The 24,393-nt window shown below is 73.9% G+C and carries 23 protein-coding genes and 1 pseudogene; 9 read left to right on the plus strand and 15 right to left on the minus strand.

What is annotated here, in order from left to right; all coding sequences use genetic code 11:
* Positions 1 to 314: 314 nt before the first annotated feature.
* Positions 315 to 2,429: a HelD family protein gene (locus tag ACIRO3_RS31485; RefSeq protein ID WP_404142480.1), complete on the minus strand. Its 2,115-nt coding sequence runs from the start codon at positions 2,427 to 2,429 to the stop codon at positions 315 to 317.
* Positions 2,430 to 2,748: 319 nt separating this feature from the next.
* Between ACIRO3_RS31485 and ACIRO3_RS31490 the strand changes: the two genes are divergently transcribed.
* On the plus strand, positions 2,749 to 2,934 hold the full coding sequence (locus ACIRO3_RS31490) for a hypothetical protein (RefSeq protein ID WP_053681097.1): 186 nt from the start codon (positions 2,749 to 2,751) through the stop codon (positions 2,932 to 2,934).
* A 129-nt stretch (positions 2,935 to 3,063) separates the two neighbouring features.
* Entirely contained in the window at positions 3,064 to 4,080 is a 1,017-nt protein-coding gene (locus tag ACIRO3_RS31495; RefSeq protein ID WP_404142482.1) for a glycosyltransferase family 87 protein, read from the plus strand.
* Here the strand turns inward: ACIRO3_RS31495 and ACIRO3_RS31500 are convergent.
* The 3 genes from ACIRO3_RS31500 to ACIRO3_RS31510 all read right to left on the minus strand — a co-directional run bounded on the left by ACIRO3_RS31500 (position 4,046) and on the right by ACIRO3_RS31510 (position 9,042).
* Entirely contained in the window at positions 4,046 to 5,689 is a 1,644-nt protein-coding gene (locus tag ACIRO3_RS31500) for a DNA repair helicase XPB (RefSeq protein WP_404142485.1), read from the minus strand. The two genes, ACIRO3_RS31495 and ACIRO3_RS31500, sit on opposite strands and share 35 nt — an antisense overlap.
* Before the next feature lie 287 nt (positions 5,690 to 5,976).
* The gene (locus ACIRO3_RS31505) at positions 5,977 to 6,465 is read right to left on the minus strand and encodes a hypothetical protein (protein WP_404142487.1); all 489 of its coding nucleotides are present in this window, start codon (positions 6,463 to 6,465) and stop codon (positions 5,977 to 5,979) included.
* A 120-nt stretch (positions 6,466 to 6,585) separates the two neighbouring features.
* On the minus strand, positions 6,586 to 9,042 hold the full coding sequence (locus ACIRO3_RS31510; protein ID WP_404142489.1) for a helicase C-terminal domain-containing protein: 2,457 nt from the start codon (positions 9,040 to 9,042) through the stop codon (positions 6,586 to 6,588).
* Between the two features lie 130 nt (positions 9,043 to 9,172).
* Here ACIRO3_RS31510 and ACIRO3_RS31515 point away from each other — a divergent pair, with 130 nt between their 5' ends.
* Positions 9,173 to 10,192: a hypothetical protein gene (locus tag ACIRO3_RS31515; protein WP_404142491.1), complete on the plus strand. Its 1,020-nt coding sequence runs from the start codon at positions 9,173 to 9,175 to the stop codon at positions 10,190 to 10,192.
* Between the two features lie 16 nt (positions 10,193 to 10,208).
* On the opposite strand, the pseudogene ACIRO3_RS31520 reads toward ACIRO3_RS31515, so the two are convergent.
* Positions 10,209 to 10,298 (minus strand): annotated as a pseudogene (locus ACIRO3_RS31520) (hypothetical protein); the annotation flags it as partial.
* 65 nt (positions 10,299 to 10,363) lie between these two features.
* On the opposite strand from ACIRO3_RS31520, the gene ACIRO3_RS31525 reads away from it, so the two are divergent.
* On the plus strand, positions 10,364 to 11,017 hold the full coding sequence (locus ACIRO3_RS31525; protein WP_404142494.1) for an HAD family hydrolase: 654 nt from the start codon (positions 10,364 to 10,366) through the stop codon (positions 11,015 to 11,017).
* A gap of 59 nt (positions 11,018 to 11,076) precedes the next feature.
* Here ACIRO3_RS31525 and ACIRO3_RS31530 read toward each other — a convergent pair whose 3' ends face one another.
* Complete coding sequence (locus ACIRO3_RS31530; RefSeq protein WP_053681074.1) at positions 11,077 to 11,337, minus strand: hypothetical protein; 261 nt, start codon at positions 11,335 to 11,337, stop codon at positions 11,077 to 11,079.
* Positions 11,338 to 11,513: 176 nt separating this feature from the next.
* Here ACIRO3_RS31530 and ACIRO3_RS31535 point away from each other — a divergent pair, with 176 nt between their 5' ends.
* On the plus strand, positions 11,514 to 11,897 hold the full coding sequence (locus ACIRO3_RS31535; protein WP_361777282.1) for a cold-shock protein: 384 nt from the start codon (positions 11,514 to 11,516) through the stop codon (positions 11,895 to 11,897).
* A 79-nt stretch (positions 11,898 to 11,976) separates the two neighbouring features.
* Here ACIRO3_RS31535 and ACIRO3_RS31540 read toward each other — a convergent pair whose 3' ends face one another.
* The 4 genes from ACIRO3_RS31540 to ACIRO3_RS31555 all read right to left on the minus strand — a co-directional run bounded on the left by ACIRO3_RS31540 (position 11,977) and on the right by ACIRO3_RS31555 (position 15,592).
* Positions 11,977 to 12,831: a 1,4-dihydroxy-6-naphthoate synthase gene (locus ACIRO3_RS31540; protein WP_361777285.1), complete on the minus strand. Its 855-nt coding sequence runs from the start codon at positions 12,829 to 12,831 to the stop codon at positions 11,977 to 11,979.
* A complete protein-coding gene (locus ACIRO3_RS31545) occupies positions 12,815 to 13,546 on the minus strand; it encodes a futalosine hydrolase (RefSeq protein ID WP_404142498.1) in 732 nt (243 codons plus the stop codon). Before ACIRO3_RS31545 ends, ACIRO3_RS31540 begins: the two co-directional genes overlap by 17 nt.
* 34 nt (positions 13,547 to 13,580) lie before the next feature.
* The gene (locus ACIRO3_RS31550) at positions 13,581 to 14,072 is read right to left on the minus strand and encodes a DUF2771 domain-containing protein (RefSeq protein ID WP_361777291.1); all 492 of its coding nucleotides are present in this window, start codon (positions 14,070 to 14,072) and stop codon (positions 13,581 to 13,583) included.
* Positions 14,073 to 14,212: 140 nt separating this feature from the next.
* Complete coding sequence (locus tag ACIRO3_RS31555) at positions 14,213 to 15,592, minus strand: MFS transporter (RefSeq protein WP_404142502.1); 1,380 nt, start codon at positions 15,590 to 15,592, stop codon at positions 14,213 to 14,215.
* A 334-nt stretch (positions 15,593 to 15,926) separates the two neighbouring features.
* Here ACIRO3_RS31555 and ACIRO3_RS31560 point away from each other — a divergent pair, with 334 nt between their 5' ends.
* On the plus strand, positions 15,927 to 16,835 hold the full coding sequence (locus ACIRO3_RS31560) for a DUF3027 domain-containing protein (RefSeq protein WP_361777297.1): 909 nt from the start codon (positions 15,927 to 15,929) through the stop codon (positions 16,833 to 16,835).
* Between the two features lie 173 nt (positions 16,836 to 17,008).
* On the opposite strand, the gene ACIRO3_RS31565 is transcribed toward ACIRO3_RS31560, so the two are convergent.
* A complete protein-coding gene (locus ACIRO3_RS31565) occupies positions 17,009 to 18,025 on the minus strand; it encodes a WD40 repeat domain-containing protein (protein ID WP_365998437.1) in 1,017 nt (338 codons plus the stop codon).
* Between the two features lie 76 nt (positions 18,026 to 18,101).
* On the opposite strand from ACIRO3_RS31565, the gene ACIRO3_RS31570 reads away from it, so the two are divergent.
* On the plus strand, positions 18,102 to 18,785 hold the full coding sequence (locus ACIRO3_RS31570; RefSeq protein ID WP_404142505.1) for a GDSL-type esterase/lipase family protein: 684 nt from the start codon (positions 18,102 to 18,104) through the stop codon (positions 18,783 to 18,785).
* Between the two features lie 59 nt (positions 18,786 to 18,844).
* Positions 18,845 to 19,834, plus strand: a complete 990-nt coding sequence (locus tag ACIRO3_RS31575) for an aldo/keto reductase (protein ID WP_361777306.1) — start codon at positions 18,845 to 18,847, stop codon at positions 19,832 to 19,834.
* A 186-nt stretch (positions 19,835 to 20,020) separates the two neighbouring features.
* On the opposite strand, the gene thpR is transcribed toward ACIRO3_RS31575, so the two are convergent.
* The 3 genes from thpR to ACIRO3_RS31590 all read right to left on the minus strand — a co-directional run bounded on the left by thpR (position 20,021) and on the right by ACIRO3_RS31590 (position 22,466).
* On the minus strand, positions 20,021 to 20,587 hold the full coding sequence (thpR, locus tag ACIRO3_RS31580) for an RNA 2',3'-cyclic phosphodiesterase (RefSeq protein WP_404142508.1): 567 nt from the start codon (positions 20,585 to 20,587) through the stop codon (positions 20,021 to 20,023).
* Positions 20,588 to 20,662: 75 nt separating this feature from the next.
* Positions 20,663 to 22,003 carry an MFS transporter gene (locus ACIRO3_RS31585; protein ID WP_404142511.1) on the minus strand — a complete coding sequence of 447 codons (1,341 nt, stop codon included), beginning with the start codon at positions 22,001 to 22,003 and terminating at the stop codon, positions 20,663 to 20,665.
* A gap of 25 nt (positions 22,004 to 22,028) precedes the next feature.
* Positions 22,029 to 22,466 carry a MarR family winged helix-turn-helix transcriptional regulator gene (locus tag ACIRO3_RS31590; RefSeq protein ID WP_266574971.1) on the minus strand — a complete coding sequence of 146 codons (438 nt, stop codon included), beginning with the start codon at positions 22,464 to 22,466 and terminating at the stop codon, positions 22,029 to 22,031.
* 154 nt (positions 22,467 to 22,620) lie between these two features.
* Here ACIRO3_RS31590 and ACIRO3_RS31595 point away from each other — a divergent pair, with 154 nt between their 5' ends.
* Positions 22,621 to 22,803: a ribbon-helix-helix protein, CopG family gene (locus ACIRO3_RS31595; protein ID WP_150519118.1), complete on the plus strand. Its 183-nt coding sequence runs from the start codon at positions 22,621 to 22,623 to the stop codon at positions 22,801 to 22,803.
* A 51-nt stretch (positions 22,804 to 22,854) separates the two neighbouring features.
* On the opposite strand, the gene ACIRO3_RS31600 is transcribed toward ACIRO3_RS31595, so the two are convergent.
* Positions 22,855 to 24,282: an NCS2 family permease gene (locus ACIRO3_RS31600; RefSeq protein WP_404142516.1), complete on the minus strand. Its 1,428-nt coding sequence runs from the start codon at positions 24,280 to 24,282 to the stop codon at positions 22,855 to 22,857.
* Between the last annotated feature and the right edge of the window lie 111 nt (positions 24,283 to 24,393).

Genomic DNA, 24,393 nt, shown 5'->3' on the forward strand with positions numbered 1-24,393 from the left:
GCGTCGGGGTCGCGGGGGTCGCGGGGTTGGGCGGGGTCGCCGGGTTGGGTGGAGTCGCGGGGTCGGGCGGGGTCGCGGGGCCGTAGCCGGGCGCCTCGGCCCGGAGGCCCGGCCCGCCTCGGCCCAGCGTCTCGGCCCGGCGCCCCGCCTCGGCCCGCCTCGGCCCGGCCCGGAGGCCCGGCCCGCCTCGCCCCGGCCCGGCGCCCCGCCTCGGCCCGGCCCGGAGGCCCGCCTCGGCCCGGCGCCCCGCCTCGGCCCGGCGCCCCGCCTCGGCCCCGCGCCTCGGCCGGTCCGTACCGCCCGGAGGGCGGTCGTCACCGCTCGGTCAGGGCCTCCGGGAGGGCGTCGGCCGTGTGGATGACCCGGAGCCCCGAGACCGCGCGGGTCAGGCACACGTACAGCCGCCGCAGCCCCGTCCGCTCGTCCGGTTCGCCGGAGACGACCGCCCCCGGCTCGTCCAGGACCACGTAGTCGTACTCCAGGCCCTTGGCCAGCGACGCCGGTACCAGCGTCAACCGCGACTGCGCCGTCGTCTCCTCACCGGGATCCAGGTACGGCATGCCCGCCGTCCGCAGGGCCTGCGCGAGTTCCGGGACACGGGCGTCCGCCGCGATCAGGCCGATGGATCCCTCGTGTGCGAAGGAGGCGCGGCAGGCGTCCAGGACGGCGGCCGTGAGGCCGGCGGGATCGGCGCTCTCCTCGATCACCAGTGAACCGGGGGTCTCGCGGACGGAGGAGACGGGAGCCAGGCCGGGGGAGATCGCCGGCAGCAGCCGTGAGGCGTACGCGATCACCTCGCGCGGCACGCGGAAGCCCGCCGTGAGTTCCTCCAGCACCGCCTCCGGCTTGCCCAGGTGGGTCAGCGCCTCGGCCCAACTGCGCGTGGCCCACGGGGTGGTGCCCTGCGCGAGGTCGCCGAGCACGGTCGCCGAGCCCGTGGTGCAGCGCCGTCCGACCGCCCGGTACTGCATCGGGGAGAGGTCCTGGGCCTCGTCGAGCACGACGTGGCCGAGCGAGTGCGTGCGCTCCACCAGGTCGGCCACCTCGTCGATCAGGACCAGGTCGGCCGCCGACCACTTCGCCGACTTCACGCTGCGGTACGGCTTCGACCACAGCAACAGTTCCTGCTCGTCGTCCGACAGGATCCCGGCGGCGTGCTCCGCGAGGAACTTCGGGTCGGAGAGCAGCCGCAGCACCAGTTTCGCCGGCTCGACCAGCGGCCAGATCGCCTTCACCGCCGCCTTGACGGCCGCGTTGCGGGCGACCGCGTCCTGCACCCGGTCGTCCGGGGCCTCGCCCGCCTGTTCCATCCGTACGAGGATCGCGTGCGCGATCCGCTGCGGGAGCGCGTCGCGGGCGGCGCCGTAGCGGATCTCCCGCTTCTGGAGCTCCTCGACGATCTCCGTGAGCTCGTACGTCGGCACCCGCCACCGGCGCGAGCCGCGGACCACCATCAGCGGCTCCTCGGGATGGCTGACGTGGGAGTGGACCGCGTGGCGCAGCACCGACGCCATCCGGGCGTCGCCCTTGACCACGGCCGTGGCCGCGCCGTCGGTGGCGCGCACCTCCAGGCCGTCGCGGGAGACGAGGTCGTCGACCGTGCCCTGCTTGACCTCCAGCTCGCCCAGGGCGGGCAGCACCTGCTCGATGTAGTGCAGGAAGGACCGGTTCGGGCCGATGACGAGCGTTCCGGTGCGGGCGAGCCGGTCGCGGTGCGCGTACAGGAGGTACGCGACACGGTGCAGGCCGACGGCCGTCTTCCCGGTGCCGGGGCCACCCTGGACGCAGACGGAGCCGGACAGGCCGGAGCGCACGATCTCGTCCTGCTCGGGCTGGATCGTGGCGACGATGTCCCGCATGGGGCCCACGCGGGGCCGCTCGATCTCCTGCTGGAGCAACTTGCTGACGGAGGCCGCCTCGGCCGGGTCGCAGAGGTGCTCGTCCTCGTACGCGGTCAGCGAGCCGCCGGTGTAACCGAAGCGGCGGCGCAAGGCGATGTCCTGCGGGTCGGCCTTGGAGGCCCGGTAGAACGGCTGCGAGACGGGCGCGCGCCAGTCGATCACCATCGGATCGCCGTCGGCGTCGTGGACGTGCCGGCGGCCGATGTAGAACTGCTCGCCCTCCGCGCCCTCGGCGAGTTCGGCGCCCGGCGCGTGCAGGTAGTCCAGGCGACCGAAGAAGAGCGGGGTGTGGGCGAGGTCGGCGAGGGCTTTGACGCGGTCGTCGATCTGGGCCTGGAGGACGATCGCGTTGACCCAGTTCGCGGTGACGTCACGGATGTCGAGGGACTCCACGTCCTCGCGCATCGCGCGGAGCGCGGAGCGGGAGGCGGCGAGGTGCGCCTGTTCGCGGGCGAGGGGGTGCGCGGGGTCGGTTGCGACGGGGGCCCCGCCGGTGACGGTGGCGGGCTCGGGGGCGTGCGCGGGCACGGGACTGCCTCCAACTGCTGATCTGCGGCGATCGGAACGGACAGATGCCCGCCGGTTTCCGTGCGGCGGGCGGCTCTCCCCGGTGCGGCGGGAGGCGGCAAGAGCGGAGATTCTAGTCATGGCCGGGGTGGTGCGCGAACGGGTTTTGCGGGGTGGAGGTTCCCCGCCGGGGACCCCCGTCCGGGTGTCATACCCGCGTGTGTCAGACCTCGGGTAGGGGGACTCGGGGGTGACCTGCGCCTTGAGGAGGACACGGAAGCCCTGGTGGTTCCGTCCCACGGCCGATGTGACATCCGGGGCGAAAACGCATCATGGATACATGAGCACCGCAACCTTCACACCGATCCGGGGCGGCCTCCCGAGCGGGGCCACCGCCACTTCCGATTCGCGTCCACGCCTCGGCGTCGGCAGCCTCCTGCGCGCCGCCAAGGTCTTCGCCGCCACCGCGGTGAGCGTCGTCGTCCTGGGCGAGTACGCCGAGGACGCCGGCGTCATACGTCGCTGACGAGGGCGTCGCGCGCCGCCGGCGCGTCCGTGTCCCCGTCCCCTCGGCCCGGCTCCGACGGCTCGCCCGCACCGAGGCCGTGGCCTGATCCGACTGCGGTCCACCGCTGATCCACTAGGGTCACGCTTCGTGACCCGCAGTCCCGCCCCCGACCGCCTGCCGTCGTTCCCCGCCGGCGTGCTGGTGACGGGCTCGTTGCTCGCGCTGGGCGTGCTCTGCATCGCCTCGCGCGTCCCGATGGCCGATGCGCTCGTACGCGGCTTCTCCGCCGCGGAGTGGCATCCGCCGGCCGCCTATCCGCCGTTCGCGGCGATCCTGTTCACCCCGGCCGCCTGGCTGCCGACCGCCGTGCTGAGGGCCGTGCTCCTCCTCGGCAGCGCCGGCCTGCTGGCCCTGCTGATCCTGCTGTCGTGCCGCCTCGCGGGACTGCGCGCGCGGCCGGGTCCGGTGCTGGCCGCGACCATCGTCGGGCTGTGGCTGGAGCCGCTGTTCCAGGCCCCGCTGCCCGGTCAGATCAACCTGGCGCTGGCCTGCCTCGCCGTCTGGGACCTGAGCCGTCCCCGCGCCGCGCTGGGCCGGGGGTTCGCGCTGGGTACCGCCGCGGGGATCACCCTGACCCCGGCGGTCTTCATCGTGTACCTGTTGCTGGCGGGCCGCGTCCGGACCGGCCTGACGGCGCTGGCCGCGTTCGCCGGCACCGGCCTGCTGGGCCTGCTCGTGCTCCCGCAGGCCTCCGCCGAGTTCTGGGCCCGCCACCTGCCCGCGCCCGGCCGGGCCCTGCTGCCGGACTGGCCGCCCCTGTGGGTGTGGTGCGTCCCGCTGCTGGCCTGCGTCGCGCGCGCGGTCCGCCGGGCCCACCGTGAACGCCGGGCCCGCCGCGCCGGGCGCCCCCGGGCCCACGACCGCCGGGACCCCGCCCCGGGACACGCCGAGCGGACCCCGGGCGGGGCCCCCGGCGAGGGCCTGGGCACGAATCCGGGCGCGTTCCCGGACGGAATCCGGGGCGCGGCCCCGGGTGGGGTCCGGGATGAGGCCCCGGGTGGGGTCCCGGGTGAGGCGGCGGACCGGATGCCCTCCCCGAGGCCGGCCCTCGGGGGGCAGGACGTTCCCTTCAGTCGGTGGTCAGCAGCTCGTCGGCGTCCATGATCCGGTAGGCGTAGCCCTGTTCGGCGAGGAAGCGCTGGCGGTGAGCGGCGAAATCCTGGTCGATCGTGTCGCGGGCGACGACCGAGTAGAAGCGCGCCTCGTGGCCGTCCGCCTTCGGACGCAGCACGCGGCCGAGGCGCTGTGCCTCCTCCTGCCGGGAGCCGAACGTGCCCGACACCTGGATGGCGACCGTGGCCTCGGGCAGGTCGATGGAGAAGTTCGCGACCTTGGAGACGACGAGCACGCTGATCTCGCCCTCACGGAAGGCGTTGAAGAGCTTCTCGCGTTGCGCGTTGGAGGTCTCGCCCTTGATGACGGGCGCGTCCAGGTGCTCGCCGAGTTCGTCGAGCTGGTCGATGTACTGGCCGATGACCAGCGTCTGCTCGCCCTGGTGCTTGCGCACGAGCGCCTCGGTGACCTTCCGCTTCGTCGCCGTCGTCGCGCAGAAGCGGTACTTCTCCTCCGTCTCGGCGGTGGCGTAGGCGAGTCGCTCGGAGTCGGTGAGGTTGACGCGCACCTCGACGCAGTCCGCCGGGGCGATGTAGCCCTGCGCCTCGATCTCCTTCCAGGGGGCGTCGAACCGCTTGGGCCCGATCAGCGAGAACACGTCCGACTCGCGTCCGTCCTCGCGCACCAGCGTCGCCGTCAGTCCGAGGCGGCGGCGGGCCTGGAGGTCGGCGGTGAACTTGAAGACCGGCGCGGGCAGCAGGTGCACCTCGTCATAGAGGATCAGGCCCCAGTCCCGGGAGTCGAACAGCTCCAGGTGCGGGTAGACGCCCTTCCGCTTCGTCGTCAGTACCTGGTACGTGGCGATCGTGACGGGCCGGATCTCCTTGCGGGTGCCGGAGTACTCGCCGATCTCCTCCTCCGTCAGGGACGTCCGCTTGATCAGTTCGTGCTTCCACTGGCGGGCGGAGACGGTGTTGGTGACCAGGATCAGCGTGGTCGCCTTGGCCATCGCCATGGCGCCGGCGCCGACCAGCGTCTTGCCGGCGCCACAGGGCAGCACGACCACGCCGGAACCGCCGTGCCAGAAGCCCTCGACGGCCTGCTGCTGGTACGGGCGCAGCGCCCAGCCGTTCTCGACCAGGTCGATCTGGTGCGCCTCGCCGTCGACGTACCCGGCGAGGTCCTCGGCCGGCCAGCCCAGCTTGAGCAGGGTCTGCTTGATCTGCCCGCGCTCGGAGGGGTGTACCGCCACGGTGTCGGGGTCGAGTCGGGCGCCGACGAGCGGGATGATCCGCTTGGACCGCAGGATCTCCTCCAGCACGGGCCGGTCGGTGCTGGTCAGGACCAGACCGTGGACGGGGTGCTTGGAGAGGGTGAGCCGGCCGTAGCGGGCCATGGTCTCGGCGACGTCGACCAGCAGGGCGTGCGGGACGGGGTAGCGGGAGAACTCCACGAGGGCGTCGACGACCTGCTCGGCGTCGTGCCCCGCGGCGCGGGCGTTCCACAGACCGAGCGGGGTGATCCGGTAGGTGTGGATGTGCTCGGGGGCCCGCTCCAGCTCGGCGAAGGGGGCGATGGCCCGGCGCGCCGCTCCGGCGAGCTCGTGGTCGACCTCTAGAAGGAGTGTCTTGTCGCTCTGGACGATGAGAGGCCCGTTCACAGAGGTCCCTTCCGGTGGTGGCGACCGCCCGAACGCGGACGGCCAAACCTCCAGTCTGCCGCATCGCCCCGCGGGCGGGGTGGTTCTGTGGCCCACGGAACCGGAACGCGGCGCGGTGGTTCTGTGGCCCACGGAACCGGAACGCGGCGCGAGAACCGCGCCGGGCGGGGCGCCTGCGGGTGGCAGGAGGGGCGGGCCCGCCCGGCCGCCTGGGGTCCGCCGGGTCCGCCGGGTCCGCCCGGGCCCGCCCGGGTCCGCCCGGCCCCGCCCGGGTCCGCCGGGTCCGCTCAGGCGTCGAGGGCGGCCAGGAGGGCGCGGGCGCCGGATTCGAGGGCCGCCGGGTCGGCCCGGGAGAGGCTGACGGCCTCCAGGTGGGCGGTGGCGACCGGGTTGGTGCGCGGCGGGTCCGCGTGCGGCGGCCCACCGCTCGGCGGGGTGCCGGTCCGATCCCGGGCGGCGGGGAAGACGTGGGTGTAGGCGTCGACGATGAGGTACGGCAGGCCCTCGTCGAAGCCGACGACCGCCGTCACCTCGGAGCGGCCGTCCTCGTACAGGGGCAGGAAGTCGGATTCGCCGGCCCCGGCCGAGAGGGTGTCGAGGATGCCGTGGGCGAAGTGCCGCAGGTCCTCGGCGCGTGCGACGCCGAGCAGGTGCGGGGTGATCTCCACCAGCCAGGTCCCGTCCGCGGCCCCGCGCCGTACGGCGAACCGGACCGGCCGCCCCCCGCAGTCCTCCAGCGCGCCGAACTCCGCCACGGCCACGCTGTCTTCCCGCACGACCGGTGCATCCACGCCCGCGCCCACCCCCGGGCCCACACCACCGCCCACGCCCTCGCCCACGTCCACTCCCGCACCCCCGTCGTTTCCAGGCCCGGTCCTCCGTGGACCCGGTCCTCTCTAGACCTGGTCCTCCGCCAGTTCCGCGACCCCCGTGATCCGGTGCAGCGCGTACGTGCGCACCTCGTCGGCCGTGTGGTCGTACCCGGTGACGAAGCCGCCCTCCACCCGCACCGGGGCCAGCACGCGCTGGCTCGCCGCGCCCTCCGCGTTGACGTACCCGATCCACACCGCCGACCCCGTCAGCGCGGCCGCCTGCACCGTCGCCAAGGTCTCCGCCGCGCTCGTGCGCGGGAGGTCGCCCGGGGCGCCGGGGGTCCCCGCGGCCGGCGCGGGTTCCTTGCGGACCGCCGTCGCCGCCAGGTCGCCCGCGCGGATGGCCCGTACGGCCGCCCCGAGCAGGGTCGCGTCCGGGACCGGCGGCCCGTCCGGCACCGGGGTCGGCGCCGACCGTGCCGGGGTGCGGTGCGCGTCGGCCCGGGCGACGACCACGTCGCCGGTACGCGACTCGGCGGCCGGCGCGTAGCCCATCGCCCGCAACCCGTCGAGCAGCACCGTCGGGTCGGCCTGCGCGGCCAGCACCGTCGGCGCGAGCCGGCGCAGCCCCAGTCCGGCGGAGCGCTTGTCGGCCAGGATCTCGCCCAGCATGGCGTCGTCGTCGCAGCGCACGTACGAGGAGGCGGCGCCCACGCGCAGGTGTCCGTGCCGCCGCGCCACGTCGTCGATCAGGTACGCCAGCGGCTGCGGGACCGGCGTGCGGCTGTGCTCGGCGAGGAAGGCGTGCAGGTCGACGGCGGTGTGCCCGGAGTCGAGGGCCCTGCGCACCGACCCCGGAGTGAAGCGGTACACCGTCGCCCCGCCCTTGGACTCCACGTCGGCCAGCGTGGCCAGGACGTCGCCGAGTTCGCGGCGCAGCGGCCCGGGGGCCACCGCCGTCAGGTCGGCCTGGAGCAGGACGTGGTCCACCGGCTCGGGCAGCAGCGGGGCGAGCAGCGGCGCCGGGTCGCGGTGTTCCAGCAGGGCCCGGCCGAACGCGGCCAGCGCGCCGCGGCCGGTGACGCCGAGGACCTCGGCCTCGGTCAGGGTCCAGTGCGCGAGGCGGGCGCGCAGATCGCTCGTACCGCGCACGGGGCGTTCCCAGGCGAGTCGGGCGAGCAGGGCCCCCGGGTCGGCGGAACCGCCCTCGGGCAGTTCGGCGAGCAGGTCGAGGACCCGGCGGCGCACCTCCGGCGCGGCGGACCGGTCGAGGTCCGGGCCGAGGGTCGCCAGGGTGCGGCCCTTGCCGTCCTGTTCGCCGACGAGGGCGGAGGTGCGGGTCGCGGGCAGCCAGGCCCGCGCGAGCGCCGACCAGCGTTCCGCGGGCGGGAGTTCGCACCAGCCGTCGAAGGCGGGGGTGGGCGCGTACCGCTCGTCGGCCTCGCCGTCACTCGCCAACAGTCCTGCCGCGTAGGCGAGTTCGATCCAGAACGCCGCCGACTGTTCGGTGGTGTCCAGGGTCGACGCCGTCCGCTTGAGGTCCCGTACGGAGAGCCCGCCGGCGCGCAGCACCACCGGACCGGCGTACTCCCAGGACTTCACCAACTCCTCGACGGTCGACAGCGCGGCCAGCGCCTGCCCCGCCGCGTTCGCGTCCACAAGCTGTGGACGGTGCTCGCGGTGCGCGGGCACCGCCGGGGCGACCGGCTCCGTCACCCGGTGCGCGAGCCCGCCCCGCAGGTACAGCGCCACCTCGCGGGGCAGGACCACGGTCCGCGCCGAGGAGGGCAGCAGCAGACCCCGGTCGCGCAGCCACCGCACCGGCGGCGTCGGATTCGGGGTGATCTCCCCGTACGGCGGGCCCCACACGAGCCGCCCCAGCACCTGGTGCGCCTCGGCCGGAGCCTCGTCGAGCAGCGCCGACATCCGCTGCGGGTCGGTGAACAGCCCGGTCAGCGCGGCCACCGCCGACACCGGGTCGTGGGTCGCGGGCAGCCCGGCGGCCGCCACGATCTCCTGCACCCGGGTCGGGGACATCCCCGCGGTGGCCTCGGCGACCGTGGGGCCCAGCCCGGTCGGGGACGGTCTGCCGGCGGCCGGGGCGAGCAGTTCCCGGGCGGTGCGCACCAACCGCAGCCGCTCGTGGTCGCCCCACACCAGGGCCTGGTCGCGCAGGGTGCCCAGGGCCCGGGGGAGGGCGGCGCGGGCCCCGTTGTCCTCGGCGCAGGCGCTCCCGGTGTCGCCGGTCAGCAGCGCCTCCAGCACCGGGTACGGGCAGGGGTCCGGGGCCACGGCGAGGGCCTCGGCCGTCTGGAGGGCGAACCGGTCCAGCCGGTCCAGGGCGCGCACCACCGAAGCCCGGGTACCGGCACGGGTGGCCAGTTGGGTCACGTCGCCCGGCACCGGGTTCAGCAGGTCCGGGCGGGCGTGCAGCAGCGCGGCGAGCGCCACGTCGTCGCGGGCGCGCAGCGCCTCGGCGAGGGAGCGCGGGGCGCTCGCCGCGGTTCCGGCAGCTCCCGCGGCGTTGCTGGGCTCGGGCACTGTCGCCTCCTGGTCACGTCGGCCGGTCGTCGGCCGGTCCCCATCCGGTCAACGGTATCCGCTGCGCCCGCGCCGGCTCCACGTGCGCACGCGCTACCTTCGGGACAGACGGGACGGGAGGAGCCGGGGCGTGGGCATCGAGAGCGACCAACTGGTCTACGAATATCTCAGCCGGGTCGGGGACTTGGCGCAGCGGCGACAGCTGCCGTCGGGCGACCGGATGCGGCTGGTGTCGGGGTTGCGGGACGAGATCGACCGTCGGCGCGCCAAGTACGAACCGGAGACCCCGGCGGCGGTACGGCGCATCCTGGAGCGGATCGGCAGCCCGGAGGCGGTGCTGGACACGCTGGGCACCCTGAGCCGGCCGGCGTCCGCGTCCTCCGGCACGCCGGAGCGCCCCGCGCCCGCCCCGGAACCGGCGCCCGCCGTACCCACCCAGCGCACGGGCCTGCGCCGCAAGGCCGCCCCGCCGCCGCGCCCCGCCGAGAACGTGCCGCCGCACCTGGCCGGGCTCGACGAGCTCGGCGACGGCGGCGACGCCGAGCCCGACTGGTGGCGGCTCTCCCCGGGCGGCCCGGGCGGGTTCGGCGGGCCGCAGGTCGAGGGCTTCGCGGGCGGGATCGAGATCCCGGACCTGTTCAAGGACCCGGAGGAGGACGAGGACCCGCCCGGCCCGGCGCCGCGGCCCAAGCAGCCGCCCGGGCCGCCCGAGTCCCGCACGAGGACCCTCGTGCGCTTCCTGCGCGAGCGCAGGCAGAAGCGGAAGGCGGCGGCGGGACCGGCCCCGGCCGCCGAGGCCGTCGCCGTGGCCGCGCGCCCCAGGCCGCACGCCTTCCTGCTGCTGGCCGCCCTGGTGCTCGTCGTCGGCGCGGTCACCGGCTACTGGCTGCTCCTCGCGGGCGGCTGGCTCCTCGCGTACGCCTCGCGGGTGCTGGGGCCGACCGAGCGCAAGGCGGTGGTGTTCGGCGTGCCCGGCGCGGTCTTCGCCGGGGCGGTGGTGTGGCTGTGGGGCCGCGGCGACGGCCGGTGGGGCGACGCGTTGGCGGGCGAGCAGATGACCGGGGCGTTCCAGGACATGTGGCCGTGGCTGGCCCGGGGCGCGGGCATCGCCTCCGCGCTCTACCTGGTGTGGCGGGCGCGCCGGCGGTAGCCCGTCCCGTCCGGATCCTGCCGGTGTCCGCGAGGCCGGCGTTCGCGAGGCCGGTGTTCACGGGTCCGGTGTCCGCGAGGCCGGTGTCCGTGAGGCCGGTGTTCACGGGTCCGCAAGACGGGCCCCGGCCCGCGTTCCCGCCCGCGTGGTCCGGATCGGCACAATGGCGGCATGAGCTCCGAGACCACGTCCACCGCGCCCACCGCCCCCCTGCTGACGGTCGGCTTCGACCTCGACATGACCCTCATCGATTCGCGCCCCGGCATCAAGGCCGCCTACCAGGCGCTCTCGGCCGAGACCGGCACGTTCATCGACGCGGACCAGGCGGTCACGCGGCTCGGTCCGCCGCTGGACGAGGAGCTCGCGAACTGGTTCCCGGCGGCGGAGATCCCCGCGATGGCCGACCGCTACCGGGAGATCTATCCCACACACGCCATCGACCCCACCCCGGCGATGCCCGGCGCCCGCGAGGCGATCGAGGCCGTCCAGGCGCTCGGCGGACGCGCGATCGTGGTCACGGCGAAGCACCAGCCGAACGCGGTCCTCCACCTCAAGCACCTGGGCATCGAGCCGGACGCGGTCGTCGGTTGGCTGTGGGCCGAGGCCAAGGCGGTCGCCCTGCGCGAGTACGGCGCACAGGTCTACGTCGGCGACCACGTCGGCGACGTACGCGGTGCCCGCGCGGCCGGCGCGGTCTCGGTGACCGTGCCGACCGGCCCCTGCCCGGAACCGGAACTGCGCGCGGCGGGCGCGGACGTCGTACTGCCCGACCTCACCGCGCTGCCGCGGTGGCTCACGGAGTACGTCCGCACGCGCGAGGTCTGAGCCCGACGCGGGACCCGCGGGACCCGGGTTCCGGGCTCGACGCGGGACCGGGCGGACCGTCAGGCGGCCTGGGACGCCCGGGCCGCCTTGCGCTGCGCCGCCGCCGAGCGGAGCACGCCCGCCGCCGAGATGGCGAAGCCGACGCCCATCAGCATGCAGACGGCCCACGCGTACGAGGGGAACGGGTCGGTGTCGAGGAACAGCGGGGCCATCGTCGCGAGCGTGGCGACGGCGCCGGCGATGAACACGATGCCGCCGGCCTTGACCAGTCCGTCGCCGGGCCGGGCCGCGTCGTCGTCGGGATGAGGAGTAACAGTCACCCCACCAGGGTAGTTCCCTGGCCGAAGCGGCGGGGCGCGAAGGACCGGGGAACGTCTTGTCTCCCGATTCCGGAGCATTAGCCTGGAGGTGGCGGGTCAGGGGACCCGCCGCGCTGCCATCCGGAACCGCCCACGCGGTGCCCCGGACCCGACGAGTACAAGGACAGAGGACGGACGTGCCTACCGGCAAGGTCAAGTGGTTCAACAGTGAGAAGGGCTTCGGCTTCCTCTCCCGCGACGACGGCGGCGACGTCTTCGTCCACTCGTCGGTGCTGCCTGCCGGGGTGGACGCCCTCAAGCCGGGCCAGCGGGTCGAGTTCGGTGTCGTCGCGGGGCAACGCGGTGACCAGGCACTTTCGGTGACCGTACTGGACCCGACGCCCTCGGTCGCGGCCGCTCAGCGCCGCAAGCCCGACGAACTCGCCTCGATCGTGCAGGACCTGACGACCCTGCTGGAGAACATCACGCCGATCCTGGAACGCGGCCGTTACCCCGACAAGGTGCACGGCGGGAAGATCGCCGGCCTGCTGCGCGCGGTCGCCGACCAACTCGACGTCTGACCCCCGCCGACTCCGCGCACGACCGCGCCCCGCCACTCGAAAGAGCGGCGGGGCGCGGTCGGTTCGGTACCGTTCGCGGCTACGGGAAAGCCAACGCGTCCGGCCCGATGGCCGGAACCAGCCCCTCGGCCGCGGCCCTGGTCAGCAGCCCGCGGACGGCCGCGTACCCGGCGTCGCCCAGGTCGGCGGTGAACTCGTTGACGTACAGCCCGATGTGCTGGTCGGCGACCTTCGGGTCCAGCTCCTGCGCGTGGGCGCGCACGTACGGCCGGGACGCCTCGGGGTCCTCCCACGCCATCCGGACCGACGTGCGGGCCGCGTCGGCGAGCGCGCGCAGCGTGTCCGCGCCCAGCGAGCGCCTGGCGATGATCGCGCCGAGCGGGATCGGCAGGCCGGTGGTGGACTCCCAGTGCTCGCCCATGTCGGCGAGGCGGTGCAGCCCGTAGTCCTGATAGGTGAACCGGGCCTCGTGGATGACCAGTCCGGCGTCCACCCGGCCGTCGCGCACCGCGGGCATGATCTCGTGGAACGGCAGCACGACCACCTTGCCGACCCCCTCGGGCAGCACGTCCGCCGCCCAGAGCCGGAACAACAGGTAGGCGGTGGACCGTTCGCTCGGCACGGCCACGGTCTTGCCGGTCAGGTCCACCCCGGGCTCACGGGTGAGGACCAGCGGGCCGCAGCCGCGCCCCAGTGCCCCGCCGCAGGGAAGCAGCGCGTACTCCTCCAACACCCAGGGCAGCACGGCGTAGGACACCTTCAGCACGTCCAGCTCGCCGCGCTCGGCCATGCCGTTGGTGACGTCGATGTCGGCGAAGGTGACGTCCAGCGCGGGCGCCCCGGGGACCCGGCCGTGCGCCCAGGCGTCGAAGACGAAGGTGTCGTTCGGACACGGCGAATAGGCGATGCGGACCGGCTCACCTGTGCTGTTCATGCTGTCCTCCCCAGTGGGCGAGTACGGGTCCCAGCGCGCGGAAGCCGTCGCCCAGCGCGGCCAGCGCGTCCCCGATCCGCCAGGCGGCGCGGTCACGGGGTCCGACCGCGTTGGACACGGCGCGGATCTCCAGCACGGGCACCCCGTGCGCGGCGGCCGCCTCCGCCACCCCGAAGCCCTCCATGGCCTCCGCGCCGGCGAGCGGGTGCCGGGCGGCGAGCTCGGCGGACCGGGCGGCGGTGCCGGTGACGGTGGAGACGGTGAGGACGGGTGCGAGCAGCGCCCCGGTCGCCTCGGCGGCGCGGGCGGCGAGTTCGGCGGGCGGCAGGTGCGCGCTCCGGCCGAAGCCGAGCGCGTCGACGGACAGGTAGCCGTCCGGTGTCTCGGCACCCAGGTCGGCGGCCACCACCGCGTCGGCGACCACGAGCGTGCCGAGCGGGGCGGCGGGCGCGAACCCGCCCCCGATGCCGGCGCAGACGACGAGCGTGTAGTCGGCCAGCGCGAGCGCGGTGGCCGTGGCGGCCGCGGCGGCGGCCGGGCCGACGCCGCCGACGAGCACGTCGACGGCGAGGCCGGGCAGGTCCCGGCGGGTGACGAGGTAGCCGCCGCGGGCCAGGGGGCGCGGGTCCGGCGTGGCCGGGTCCGGATGAGGGGTGAGACCGGCGACCACGGAGTCTGCCTCCGCGGCCACGGCGGTCACGATGAGCGCGCGCACCCTGCTGCCCTTCGCCGAGTACTGCGGGGAGCCGCTAGGACTTGAGCTTGAGCTTGAAGGCCCAGACGGCGAGCGGCTTGCCGCCGTCGCCCACCTGGACGAAGCCGAGCATCTTCGACGTGGGCGCCTCGCCCTGGCCACCGGTCGCGAAGACGTCGGCGCCGCTGAAGCTGCGGTAGGTGTTCGAGGAGGGCTCGGTGATGGGCTGGCCGTCCAGGAGGGCCTGCCACTGCCTGCCGTCCTCGACGACCTCGGGCTCGACACCGAGGCGCAGCGTGTCGCCGCGCCCGTACTCGATGGTCTTGGCTTCCTTCACGTTGGTGAGGCACTCCTGGACCTTGTCCACGGAGAGTTCCTTGCCACCGTTCTGGCAGGCGGCCTCGGCGGACACCGAGGACGTGCCGACGGTCACCGTCGCGAGCGGCGTCGGCTTGTCGCAGGCGGACAGGAGGAGGAGGCCGGCGGACACGGCTCCGAGGGCCGCGACGCTGCGGCGGGCCCTACCCGAGAAAAGCGGTGCGGTCATGAGCCGAAGGCTATCGGGCCGCCCGGCCTCGTCGCCGCACGGGGGTCCTCCGGCGGTGCGCGTGCCTCCGCCGCCGGCCCGGACGGCGCCGCCCGGGAGCCGCCCCGGCAGTCGGCCCCGGGGTCGGCGCGTCACGACGACTACGCCACCCGGGCCCGGGCGGAACCCTGCGGCCGGCGCGGGGAGGTGAGTACGCCGCGCAGCGCCATCGTGGTCCCGGCCGCGACGATGGCCGCCGCGACGGCCATCCCCAACACCCCGTTCAGCGGAAGCGCGATCCCGATCGCGCCGCCCAACACCCACGCCATCTGCAGCAGGGTCTCCGAGCGCGCGAAGGCCGAGGTGCGCACCGCCTCCGGGACGTCCCGCTGGATCATCGCGTCCAGCGACAACTTCGCCAGGGCCTGGCAGAACCCCGCCGTGGCCGCCAGCACCGCCATGAACAGGCCGCTGACGAAGACGGCCGCCAGCACCGCGACCCCCAGGGTCAACGACAGCACCGCCGCGATGATGGTCTCCGGAGCCCGGGCGCGCAGCCACGCGCCCACCGCCGTGCCGAACGCGTTGCCCAGACCGGCCGCGACGCCCACGATGCCCAGCGACACCGCCGCGCTCTGGCCCGCCAGCGGATGGTCGCGCAGCAGGAACGCCAGGAAGAAGATCAGGAACCCGGACAGCCCGCGCATCGCCGCGTTGGCCATCAACCCGCACAACACCGGACGGCTCACGGTCCGCAGACCGGGCTTGCGCGAGTGCGCCTCGTGCGTGGACAGCCGCGCCCGCCGCTCGCCCTTGGCCTCGTCCACCTTGTGCGGCAGCGAGAACGCGGCGAAGGTCCCCCAGACGAAGATCGCGCACGCCCCGTACAGCGGCCAGGGCGGACCGATCGTGTGCAGTCCGGCCGCCACCGGCGCCGCGGCCCCCGTGGCGAGCAGTCCGGCCAGCGTGACCCGGGAGTTCGCCTTGACGAGGGAGAACGTCGGCGGGAGCAGGCGCGGCACCACCGCGCTGCGGACGACCCCGTACGCCTTCGACGCGACCAGGACGCCCAGGGCCGCCGGGTACAGCTCCAGGCCGCCGGTGGCCACCGCGCCGGACATCATCACCGCGAGCAGCGCCCGGGCCAGCATCGCCGCCGCCATCGCGGCGCGCCGACCGTGCGGCAGTCGGTCCAACAGGGGGCCGATGACGGGGGCCAGCAGGGTGAAGGGGGCCATGGTGATGGCCAGGTAGAGCGCCACCCGGCCGCGCGCCTCGTCCGTGGGGACGGAGAAGAACACCGTCGAGGCCAACGCCACGGTGATCATCACGTCGCCGGCGCCGTTGATGGCGTGCAGTTCGATGAGTCTGCCGAGCCCCGACTCGCCGGCCCCGTGGGCGTGCGTGGCCCGCCGGATCCCGCGTGCCGTGCCGGTGATGGGCAGGTGCAGGGCGCGCCCGACAGCCCGGCCGGCCCGCTTGGCCGGTCCCGAGCCGTCGTCGGACGACCGTACGGGTGCCACGGGCCAATAGTGCCCCACTCGGCCCCCTCGGACGCCTCCCGGACGGCCCACGGCGCGTTTCGGACCCCGTGGCCGGTCCTGGGTTGTCCGCGAATCGGACCTTGCATGTGGGCCGAAGGCTTCGGAGGAGGTAGCGTGCGTAGCGCGCCACCGGCGGTTGCTCTGGCCGCGCGCCTCTTCGTGATCCCGCAGAATGGATCGCAGGTAGGTGCGCCCGGACCCGATCGGGCGTGGACGTCGACGCGGCCCTCTGGTCCGCTCCGCCCGCGCTACGTAGGGACAGCCGACGGGTCGTTGTGGACGACAGTACGGACGGCGCACTCGTGAGACGGCGTAGGAGAGAACGAGACCTGTGAGTGCTGCGACGACGCGAAGCCGTACCCCCGACCGCCTGTGCGCCGAGGCGGTAGACCTCGCCCGCGCGGCGGCCGAGGAAGCCGCCGCCCCCGGAGTGGTGGGCGAGCACCTCTCGGTCGTCGCCGAGGGCGACCGGGTCGTCACGCACTTCTTCGAGTGCAAGGACCCCGGCTACCGCGGGTGGCGCTGGGCCGTCACCGTGACCCGGGCCTCCCGTGCCAAGAACGTCACCCTCGACGAAACGGTGCTGCTTCCGGGCGACGACGCCCTGCTGGCGCCCGAGTGGGTGCCGTGGAGCGAGCGGCTGCGGCCCGGGGACATGGGCCCCGGGGACCTGCTGCCCACGGACGCCGAGGACCTGCGGCTGGAGTCGGGCTGGTCGGGCGAGGACGCGCCGCCGCCGAACTCGGTCGTGTCCACCGAGATGGCCGAACTGGTCGAGGCCGAGGACGCGGACGTCACCGACCGCACCGTCGTGCCGGTGCGCGGCTCCATCACCTCGGTCGCCGAGGAACTGGGCATGCGCCGGGCGCGGGTGCTCTCCCGCTACGGACTGCACAGCGCGGCGGACCGCTGGGACGAGGCGTTCGGCGCGAAGACCCCGATGGCCCAGGCGGCGCCCGCCTCCTGCGTGTCGTGCGGGTTCCTCGTCGCGATCGGCGGCTCGCTGGGCCAGGCCTTCGGCGTCTGCGCGAACGAGTTCGGTCCCGCGGACGGCCGACTGGTCTCCCTGTCCTACGGCTGCGGCGGCCACTCGGAGGCCGCGGTCATGCCGAAGCCGCTGCGTCCCGCGCCGCCGGTGCTGGACTCGATGGCCTCGGACGAGTTCCCCCTGCGGCCGTCCCGGGACACCGGCTCGGTGCCGACCGGGGACCTCACCCCGGCGGACCTCGGCCACTCCTGACGCGTCCCGCCCGGCGACCCGGCCCCGTGCCGTCGCGGGGGCGTTCGCCCGGTCGGGTGAGCGCTCCCCGCGGGCGTCGAACGGTGCGGTGACGGCCGGACGTTGCCCCGCCTCGAACGGGCCGTCAGGCCCACGCCGCCGTCAGGCCCGCGCCGCCCGTCAGGCCTTGGGCGTCAGGCCTTGGGCGTCCGGCGGCGCACCAGCCGCCGTCCCGCCATGACCAGGATCGTCCCGGCCGCCAGCACGAGGGCGCCCTTCGCGAAGCCGCCCTCGTCCTGCGGGCCCTGCGCCTGCGTCGCCGCGGCCGGCGAGCCGGATCGGGCCGGCGCCCGGGTGCCGCCGGAGGGGGCCGGGGCGGCGCCCGCCCGGGCCGGTACCGGTACCGCCACCACCCGGCTGCCCGCGCCCTCCGCCCCGAACATCAGCGCCGAGCCGTCCGCCGTGTACGTCACGGACTCCGCCTGCCCCTGCCACGGCGCGGCCACCCCCTCGCCGGAGCCCACCGGGCGCCCGTCCTTCCACGTCCAGGTCCGCGCGAAGAAGTACCCGCGCAGCGTCAGCGCGCCGCCGTCCGGCGAGAACGCCCCGTCCGTCACCCACGGCAGGTCCGCGACCCGCCGGAACACGTTCGGCCCACCGGCGCTCAACTGCCGGGGTCCCTCGTACAGACCGCCCTTGTCCTCGTGCTTGCTCGCGATGTACACCCGCCCCGTCACCGGATGCACCATCAGGGCCTCCGCGTTCCGCGGCCCGTCGGCGTACGTCACCGTGAACTGCTCGGCCCCGACCGTCGCGTCGGCCAGCACCTTCGGCTCGGGGAAGCGGTAGATCCACACGTGGTCCCAGGTGCCGTCCTTGTTGTCCCCGATGTCCCCGACGTACAGCCGTCCGTCCGGCCCCAGCGAGATCGCCTCGACGTCGCGCGGCCGGCCGATCCCGGTGAGCGTCACCCGGGCCACGGTCCTCCCGCTCGCGGAGTCCACGGCGTACACGTACGGCCCGTCGTCGCTGTCGTTGTGCGTCCAGTACACGCCCGGGTGGATCCGACTGGCCGTCAGCCCGCTGGACTCCTTGACCCGGGGGTCGGCGATCGTGAACCCGGAGGGGGTGTCGGCCGCCGCGGCGGGTCCCGCGGACACGGCGAGGACGAGGGCGGCGGAGCAGGCGGTCGACGTCGGCAGCAGGCGCATCCCCCAAGCCTGCCGGCCCGCGCCGCGTGTCCGGCATCACAGGGGTACCCGTCGCGTGATCCGCGATGATGACCGGATGCGTTTCATGTTCGTCGGCGACTCCATGACCATCGGACGCGCCGGCGACTACACCTGGCGCTACCGGATGTGGCAGCACCTGAACGCCACCATGGGCGGGCCGTACGCGATCGTCGGCCCGCGCGGTGAGGTGTACGACACCCTCACCGACGCGCCCACCAGCCACGAGTACGCCGACCCGGGCTTTCCCTCGTCCGCCCGCCGGCACCTGGCCGGCTGGGGCGAGGGCTGGCAGCACATGGCCCCGCTCATCGGGCCGGCCGTCCGCGAGGGCCGGGCCGACGTCCTGCTGGTCTCGCTGGGCCTCATCGACCTCGGCTTCTACACGAAGGCCGAGCAGACCGCCGACAACGTCCGCCGCTTCGTCGCGCGGGCCCGCGCCGCCCGCCCCGGCGTCCGGATGGTCCTGCTGCCCGTCATCCCCAACGTCCGGGCCGAGTCGGACGCGCCGTTCGCGGCCGAGGTCGAGCGGTTCAACGAGTTGCTGGCGAAGGCGGTCGCCGACCTGTCCACCGACGCCTCCCCGATCCTGTTGGCCGCCCGCCCCCAGGCGTACGACATCCACCGCGACACCTACGACGGCACCCACCCCAACGCCTCCGGCGAGCACCGGCTGGCGGGGGAGTTCGCCGCGGTGCTGCACCAGGCGTGGGGCATCGGCGGCCCCTACCAGGGCCTGTAACACGCCCTTCACGAGAGGGGCTTGCCTGGAGCGCACTCCAGGCAGTTGGGTGGTGACCCATGAAGTACACGCAGCTCGGACGCACCGGCCTCAAGGTCAGCCGACTTGTACTCGGCACCATGAACTTCGGCCCCCAGACCGGGGAGCCCGAAAGCCACGCCATCATGGACGCGGCCCTCGACGCCGGCATCAACTTCTTCGACACGGCCAATGTGTATGGCTGGGGCGAGAACAAGGGTCGGACCGAGGAGATCATCGGCACCTGGTTCGCCCAGGGCGGCCGCCGTCGCGAGAAGACGGTCCTCGCCACCAAGGTCTACGGCTCCATGGCCCCGGAGGGCGAGTCGTGGCCCAACTACGACCGGCTCTCGGCGCTGAACATCCGGCGGGCGGTCGACGCCAGCCTCAAGCGCCTGAACACCGACCACATCGACGTCTACCAGTTCCACCACGTGGACCGGCGGACCCCCTTCGAGGAGATCTGGCAGGCCGTCGAGGTCCTGATCCAGCAGGGGAAGATCCTCTACGCGGGCTCCTCGAACTTCCCCGGCTGGAAGATCGCCCAGGCCAACGAGACCGCCGCGCGCTCCGGCCGGCTCGGTCTGGTCAGCGAGCAGTGCCTCTACAACCTCGCCGAGCGGCGCGCCGAGATGGAGGTCATCCCGGCCGCCGAGGCGTACGGGCTCGGCGTCATCCCGTGGTCTCCGCTGCACGGCGGGCTGCTGGGCGGGGCCATCCGCAAGTCCGCGGAGTCGGGCCGGACCGCGTCCGGCCGTTCGGCGGACGCGCTGTCCAACAGTTCCGTGCGGGCGCAGGTGCAGGCGTACGAGGACCTGCTGGACAAGCACGGCCTGGAGCCCGGCGAGGTCGCCCTGGCCTGGCTGCTGACCCGTCCGGGGGTCACCGGGCCGATCGTCGGCCCGCGCACGCCCGAGCAGCTCGCGTCGGCGTTGCGCGCGGTGGAACTGGAGCTCTCGCAGGAGGTCCTGGCGGGCCTCGACGAGATCTTCCCGGGTCCGGGAGCCTCGCCGGAGGCCTTCGCCTGGTAGTGGAGGGGGCGGGCGGCTACTGGCCGACGGCCGCCGCCACGGCGACGACGACGAACATCAACACGAGCACACCGGCCATGACACGGTTTCTGGTCTTCGGATCCACCCGTCGAGACTAACGCGGCAGTCCCCGGCCTTCGGGCCGGGGGCTGCGAGACGTGCGTCATGCCGGCCGGCCCGCCCGGCTCAGGGGGCCGCGGCCAGGGGCCAGGCGCCGACGACCTCGTAGCGGGGTTGTTCGCCCGGGATGCCGCTCACCGGCAGGTCGCTGCGCACGAGGCTGAGGGTGTCGACCCGCCAGGGCGCGCCCTCGAAGCCGGCGAGGGACTCCAGCAGGGGGCCCAGGTCCACGCCGCCGCCGGTGCGACCGCGGGCCAGGGTCAGGTGGGGCGTGTACCGGTGGTGCTGCTCCATCGGCACCCCGGCGCGTCGGGCGGCGGCGTCCGCGCGTTCCGCGAGCATCCGCATCCCGTCGAGCCCGCCGGCGGCCCCGGCCCACAGGGTGCTCTCCCCGAAGTGCCCCGCGCCGTGGATCCGCAGCGAGAACGACTCGGTGCGGGCGGCGGCGCGGGCCAGGCGGGCGTGCAGGTCGGGGAGCACCGTGTCGCGGACCTCACCCATGAAGGCGAGGGTGAAGTGCCATCCGGCCTCCGCGGTCCAGCGCAGGCCCGGTTCGTGCGGCAGGGCCCGTACGGCGTCGCGCAGTGCGGCGACGGCGGGCGGGGGCGGCATCACGGCGGCGAACAGCCTCATGCCCCGACGGTAGCGCGGCCGGGCCGGCGCGGGGTGCCTCCGCCGGCCGGATCGGGGCGGCGGAGGCAGCGCGACTCAGGCCGCGGCGACCAGTTCGCGGGTGCGGTGCGAGGGGACGAACGCCACCCCGCGCCGGCTCACGCGCAGTCGGAGGTTGCCGACACGGGACAGCACCATCGCGATGGCGAGGGCGGCGGCCAGGGAGACCAGTCCGCCGGCGGCCATGCCGGCGCGCGCCCCGTGGGTGTCGGTGATCCAGCCGACCAGCGGTGCCCCCACGGGGGTGCCGCCGGTGAACACCATCATGAACAGGGCCATGACGCGGCCCCGCATCTCGGGGTCGGTGGCCATCTGCACGCTGGAGTTCGCGGTGACGTTGACCGTCAGGCCGAACATCCCGATCGGTACCAGCAGCGCCGCGAACAGCCAGAACCCCGGCGCGAACGCGGTCACGGTGAGCAGCAGCCCGAACAGCACGGCGGCCGCCACCAGCACCCGCAGCCGGGAGTGGCCGCGTCGGGCCGCCAGCAGGGCGCCGGCCAGGGAGCCGGCCGCGATCAGGGTGTTGAACAGGCCGTACGTGCCGGCGTCGCCGTGGAAGACGTCGCTGACGAAGGCCGACAGCCAGATCGGGAAGTTGAACCCGAAGGTCCCGATGAACCCGACCAGCACGATGGGCCAGATCAGCTCCGGCCGGCCCGCGACGTAGCGCAGGCCCTCGCGCAGCTGCCCCTTGGCGCGCGGCTGCGGCACCACCGGGCGGAGTTCGCTCGTCCGCATCATCAGCAGGCCGGCGATCGGGGCGGCGAAGGACAGCCCGTTCAGCAGGAAGGCCCAGCCGGAGCCGACGGCGGTGATCAGCACGCCGGCGATCGCCGGGCCGACCAGCCGCGCGGACTGGAAGTTGGCGGAGTTCAGACTGACCGCGTTGGCGACCTGGTCCTTGCCGACCATCTCGGAGACGAACGTCTGGCGCGCCGGGTTGTCCACGACGGTGACGAGGCCGAGCAGGAAGGCGGCGAGGTACACGTGCCAGACCTGGACGTTGCCGGCCAGGGTGAGCGCGGCGAGTGCGACGCCGGTCAGGCCCATGGCGCTCTGGGTGGCCAGCAGCAGCGGCCGCTTGGGCAGCCGGTCGGCGAGTACGCCTCCGTAGAGGCCGAACATCAGCATCGGCAGGAACTGCAGGGCGATGGTGATGCCGACGGCCGAGGCGGAGCCGGTGAGGGAGAGGACGAGCCAGTCCTGGGCGATGCGCTGCATCCAGGTGCCGGTGTTCGAGACGACCTGTCCCGTGGCGAAGAGCCGGTAGTTGCGGATCTTCAGCGAGCTGAACATGGACTGCTTGTGCTCAGCCGCGTCGTTGGTGGTGGATATGTGGCCGGGTGCGGAGTTTGCTCCGGTTCCCGTACTCAAAAGTGTCGCCTCCTGGCGTCTGCGGTTACAGGTGCGCGAGCTTCTCCAGGACGGGCGCGGCCTCGCGGAGCTTGGCCCATTCGTCCTCGGTGAGCTCGGCCGCGAGCCCGGCCAGGAAGGCGTTGCGCTTGCGACGGCTCTCTTCGAGCATCGCTTCGGCCTCCTCGGTCTGGCTGACCACCTTCTGGCGGCGGTCGTCGGGGTGCGGCTCCAGCCTGACCAGTCCCTTGGCCTCCAGCAGCGCGACGATGCGGGTCATCGACGGCGGCTGGACGTGCTCGCGCCGGGCCAGCTCACCGGGGGTGGCCTGTCCGCAGCGGGCGAGTGTGCCGAGCACCGACATCTCGGTCGGGCTCAGTGACTCGTCGACCCGCTGGTGCTTGAGTCGGCGGCCCAGCCGCATGACGGCGGAGCGGAGATCGTTCACGGCGGCGGCGTCGTCACCATGGGAAAGGTCGTGCATGTTCCTTAGAATAACTCATTACCCTACCTAAGGAACACCCGGTTTCAGGCGTCACACCTCACACCGCGCACGGGTTGCGGCGGTGTCACTCGTAAGGGTGAGTTGGCGCCGAAAAGCGACCCGCGTCCACGGCCCCTGCCCCGACTCTTTCGGCATGGGGACACATGTGCTGAGCATGCGCATAGACGGGGAGCTGCTCGACCGCCTCCGGACTCATGCGGCCAAACGCGGAATGAGCGTCCAGGACTATGTGGTCCGGACGCTCATTCGCGACGATTTCGACGAGCGCTTCAAGACGGCCGTCGACGAGACGGAGAAGTTCTACGGGCTCACCTGAGGGTGTCCCGTGACTCTCGTGAGGATGCCCGGACCGGTTGGTCCGTCCGGGCTACGTGAGGCCGAGGGCGGGCATCGCGTAGTAGAAGACGAACACCGCCGCGACCACGTACATGGCGGTCGGGACCTCGCGGGCCCGGCCGGTCGTCAGGCGCAGGACGCAGAAGCTGATGAAGCCGATGCCGATGCCGTTGGTGATCGAGTAGGTGAAGGGCATCATCACCATGGCCAGGAAGGCCGGGACGGCGATGGTGAAGTCGCTCCAGTCGATGTCCCTGATCGATCCGGCCAGGATCAGGAAGCCCACCGCGATCAGCGCGGGGGTCGCCGCCTGGGACGGGACCATGGTCGCCAGGGGTGTGAGGAACAGCGACACGGCGAAGAGGCCGCCGGTCACGACGTTCGCCAGGCCCGTGCGGGCGCCCTCTCCGACGCCGGCCGTGGACTCCACGAAGCAGGTGGTGGCGGAGGAGGAGGTCGCGCCGCCCGAGGCGACGGCGAGTCCGTCGATCAGCAGCACCCGGTTGATGCCGGGGAAGGTGCCGTCGGGCCGCGTCAGCTTGGCCTCGTCGCCGACGCCCAGGATGGTGCCCATGGCGTCGAAGAAGCAGGACAGAAGCACGGTGAAGACGAACAGGACGCCGGTGAGCATCCCGACCTTCTCGAAGCCGCCGAAGAGGCTGACCTGACCCACGAGCCCGAAGTCGGGCGCGGCCACCGGGTTGCCCGGCCACTGCGGCACGGTCAGCCCCCAGGCGAGGTCCGGCAGGTCGGTGACCAGCTGGACGACGACCGCGATCACGGTCATGACGACGATGGAGATCAGGATCGCGCCGGGGGTCTTGCGGATCAGCAGGGTGAGCGTGAGCAGCACGCCGAGCACGAAGATCAGGACGGGCCAGCCGTCCAGGTGGCCGTTGCCGCCGAGCTGGAGCGGGACCGTGGTGTGCGCGGCGTCGGGGATGCGGGTGACGAAGCCCGAGTCGACCAGGCCGATCAGCATGATGAACAGGCCGATGCCGATCGCGATGCCCTTGCGCAGGCCCAGCGGGACGGCGTTCATGACGCGCTCGCGCAGGCCGGTGGCGACCAGCAGCATCACCACGAAGCCGGCCAGCACCACCATGCCCATGGCGTCGGGCCAGCTCATCCGGGGGGCGAGCTGGAGGGCCACGACGGTGTTGACGCCGAGGCCGGCCGCGAGCGCGATGGGGACGTTGCCGATGACCCCCATGAGCAGGGTGGAGAACGCGGCCGTCAGGACCGTGGCGGTGACGAGCTGGCCGCCGTCGAGCTGGTTGCCGTACATGTCCTTCGCGCTGCCCAGGATGATCGGGTTCAGCACGATGATGTAGGCCATCGCGAAGAAGGTCGCCAGGCCGCCCCGGACCTCGCGGGCGACGGACGAACCGCGCTCCGAGATCTTGAAGTGGCGGTCCAGGGCGTTGGTGGGGGCCGCGGCGGGTGCCGAGGTGCTCATGCGGTCCTCAAGGGGTCATTTGGTGTTTCGTACGAGTAAATCCGGTCGCAGGCAAACCGTTTCAGTATGAACACATGAGCGAGGGGGCGTCCATCTCCGCGCGTAGACCGC

Origin of the sequence: Streptomyces sp. NPDC102278 (assembly GCF_044766345.1) — a bacterium.
GTDB lineage: Bacteria > Actinomycetota > Actinomycetes > Streptomycetales > Streptomycetaceae > Streptomyces.

Bases quoted from the DNA above. Each gene is read 5' to 3' on its own strand.
- ACIRO3_RS31490 (WP_053681097.1), top strand. From the start codon at position 2,749: ATGAGCACCGCAACCTTCACACCGATCCGGGGCGGCCTCCCGAGCGGG.
- ACIRO3_RS31525 (WP_404142494.1), top strand. From the start codon at position 10,364: ATGAGCTCCGAGACCACGTCCACCGCGCCCACCGCCCCCCTGCTGACG.
- ACIRO3_RS31540 (WP_361777285.1), bottom strand. From the start codon at position 12,831: ATGAACAGCACAGGTGAGCCGGTCCGCATCGCCTATTCGCCGTGTCCG.
- ACIRO3_RS31550 (WP_361777291.1), bottom strand. From the start codon at position 14,072: ATGACCGCACCGCTTTTCTCGGGTAGGGCCCGCCGCAGCGTCGCGGCC.
- ACIRO3_RS31565 (WP_365998437.1), bottom strand. From the start codon at position 18,025: ATGCGCCTGCTGCCGACGTCGACCGCCTGCTCCGCCGCCCTCGTCCTC.
- ACIRO3_RS31570 (WP_404142505.1), top strand. From the start codon at position 18,102: ATGCGTTTCATGTTCGTCGGCGACTCCATGACCATCGGACGCGCCGGC.
- ACIRO3_RS31575 (WP_361777306.1), top strand. From the start codon at position 18,845: ATGAAGTACACGCAGCTCGGACGCACCGGCCTCAAGGTCAGCCGACTT.
- thpR (WP_404142508.1), bottom strand. From the start codon at position 20,587: ATGAGGCTGTTCGCCGCCGTGATGCCGCCCCCGCCCGCCGTCGCCGCA.
- ACIRO3_RS31590 (WP_266574971.1), bottom strand. From the start codon at position 22,466: ATGCACGACCTTTCCCATGGTGACGACGCCGCCGCCGTGAACGATCTC.
- ACIRO3_RS31595 (WP_150519118.1), top strand. From the start codon at position 22,621: ATGGGGACACATGTGCTGAGCATGCGCATAGACGGGGAGCTGCTCGAC.
- ACIRO3_RS31600 (WP_404142516.1), bottom strand. From the start codon at position 24,282: ATGAGCACCTCGGCACCCGCCGCGGCCCCCACCAACGCCCTGGACCGC.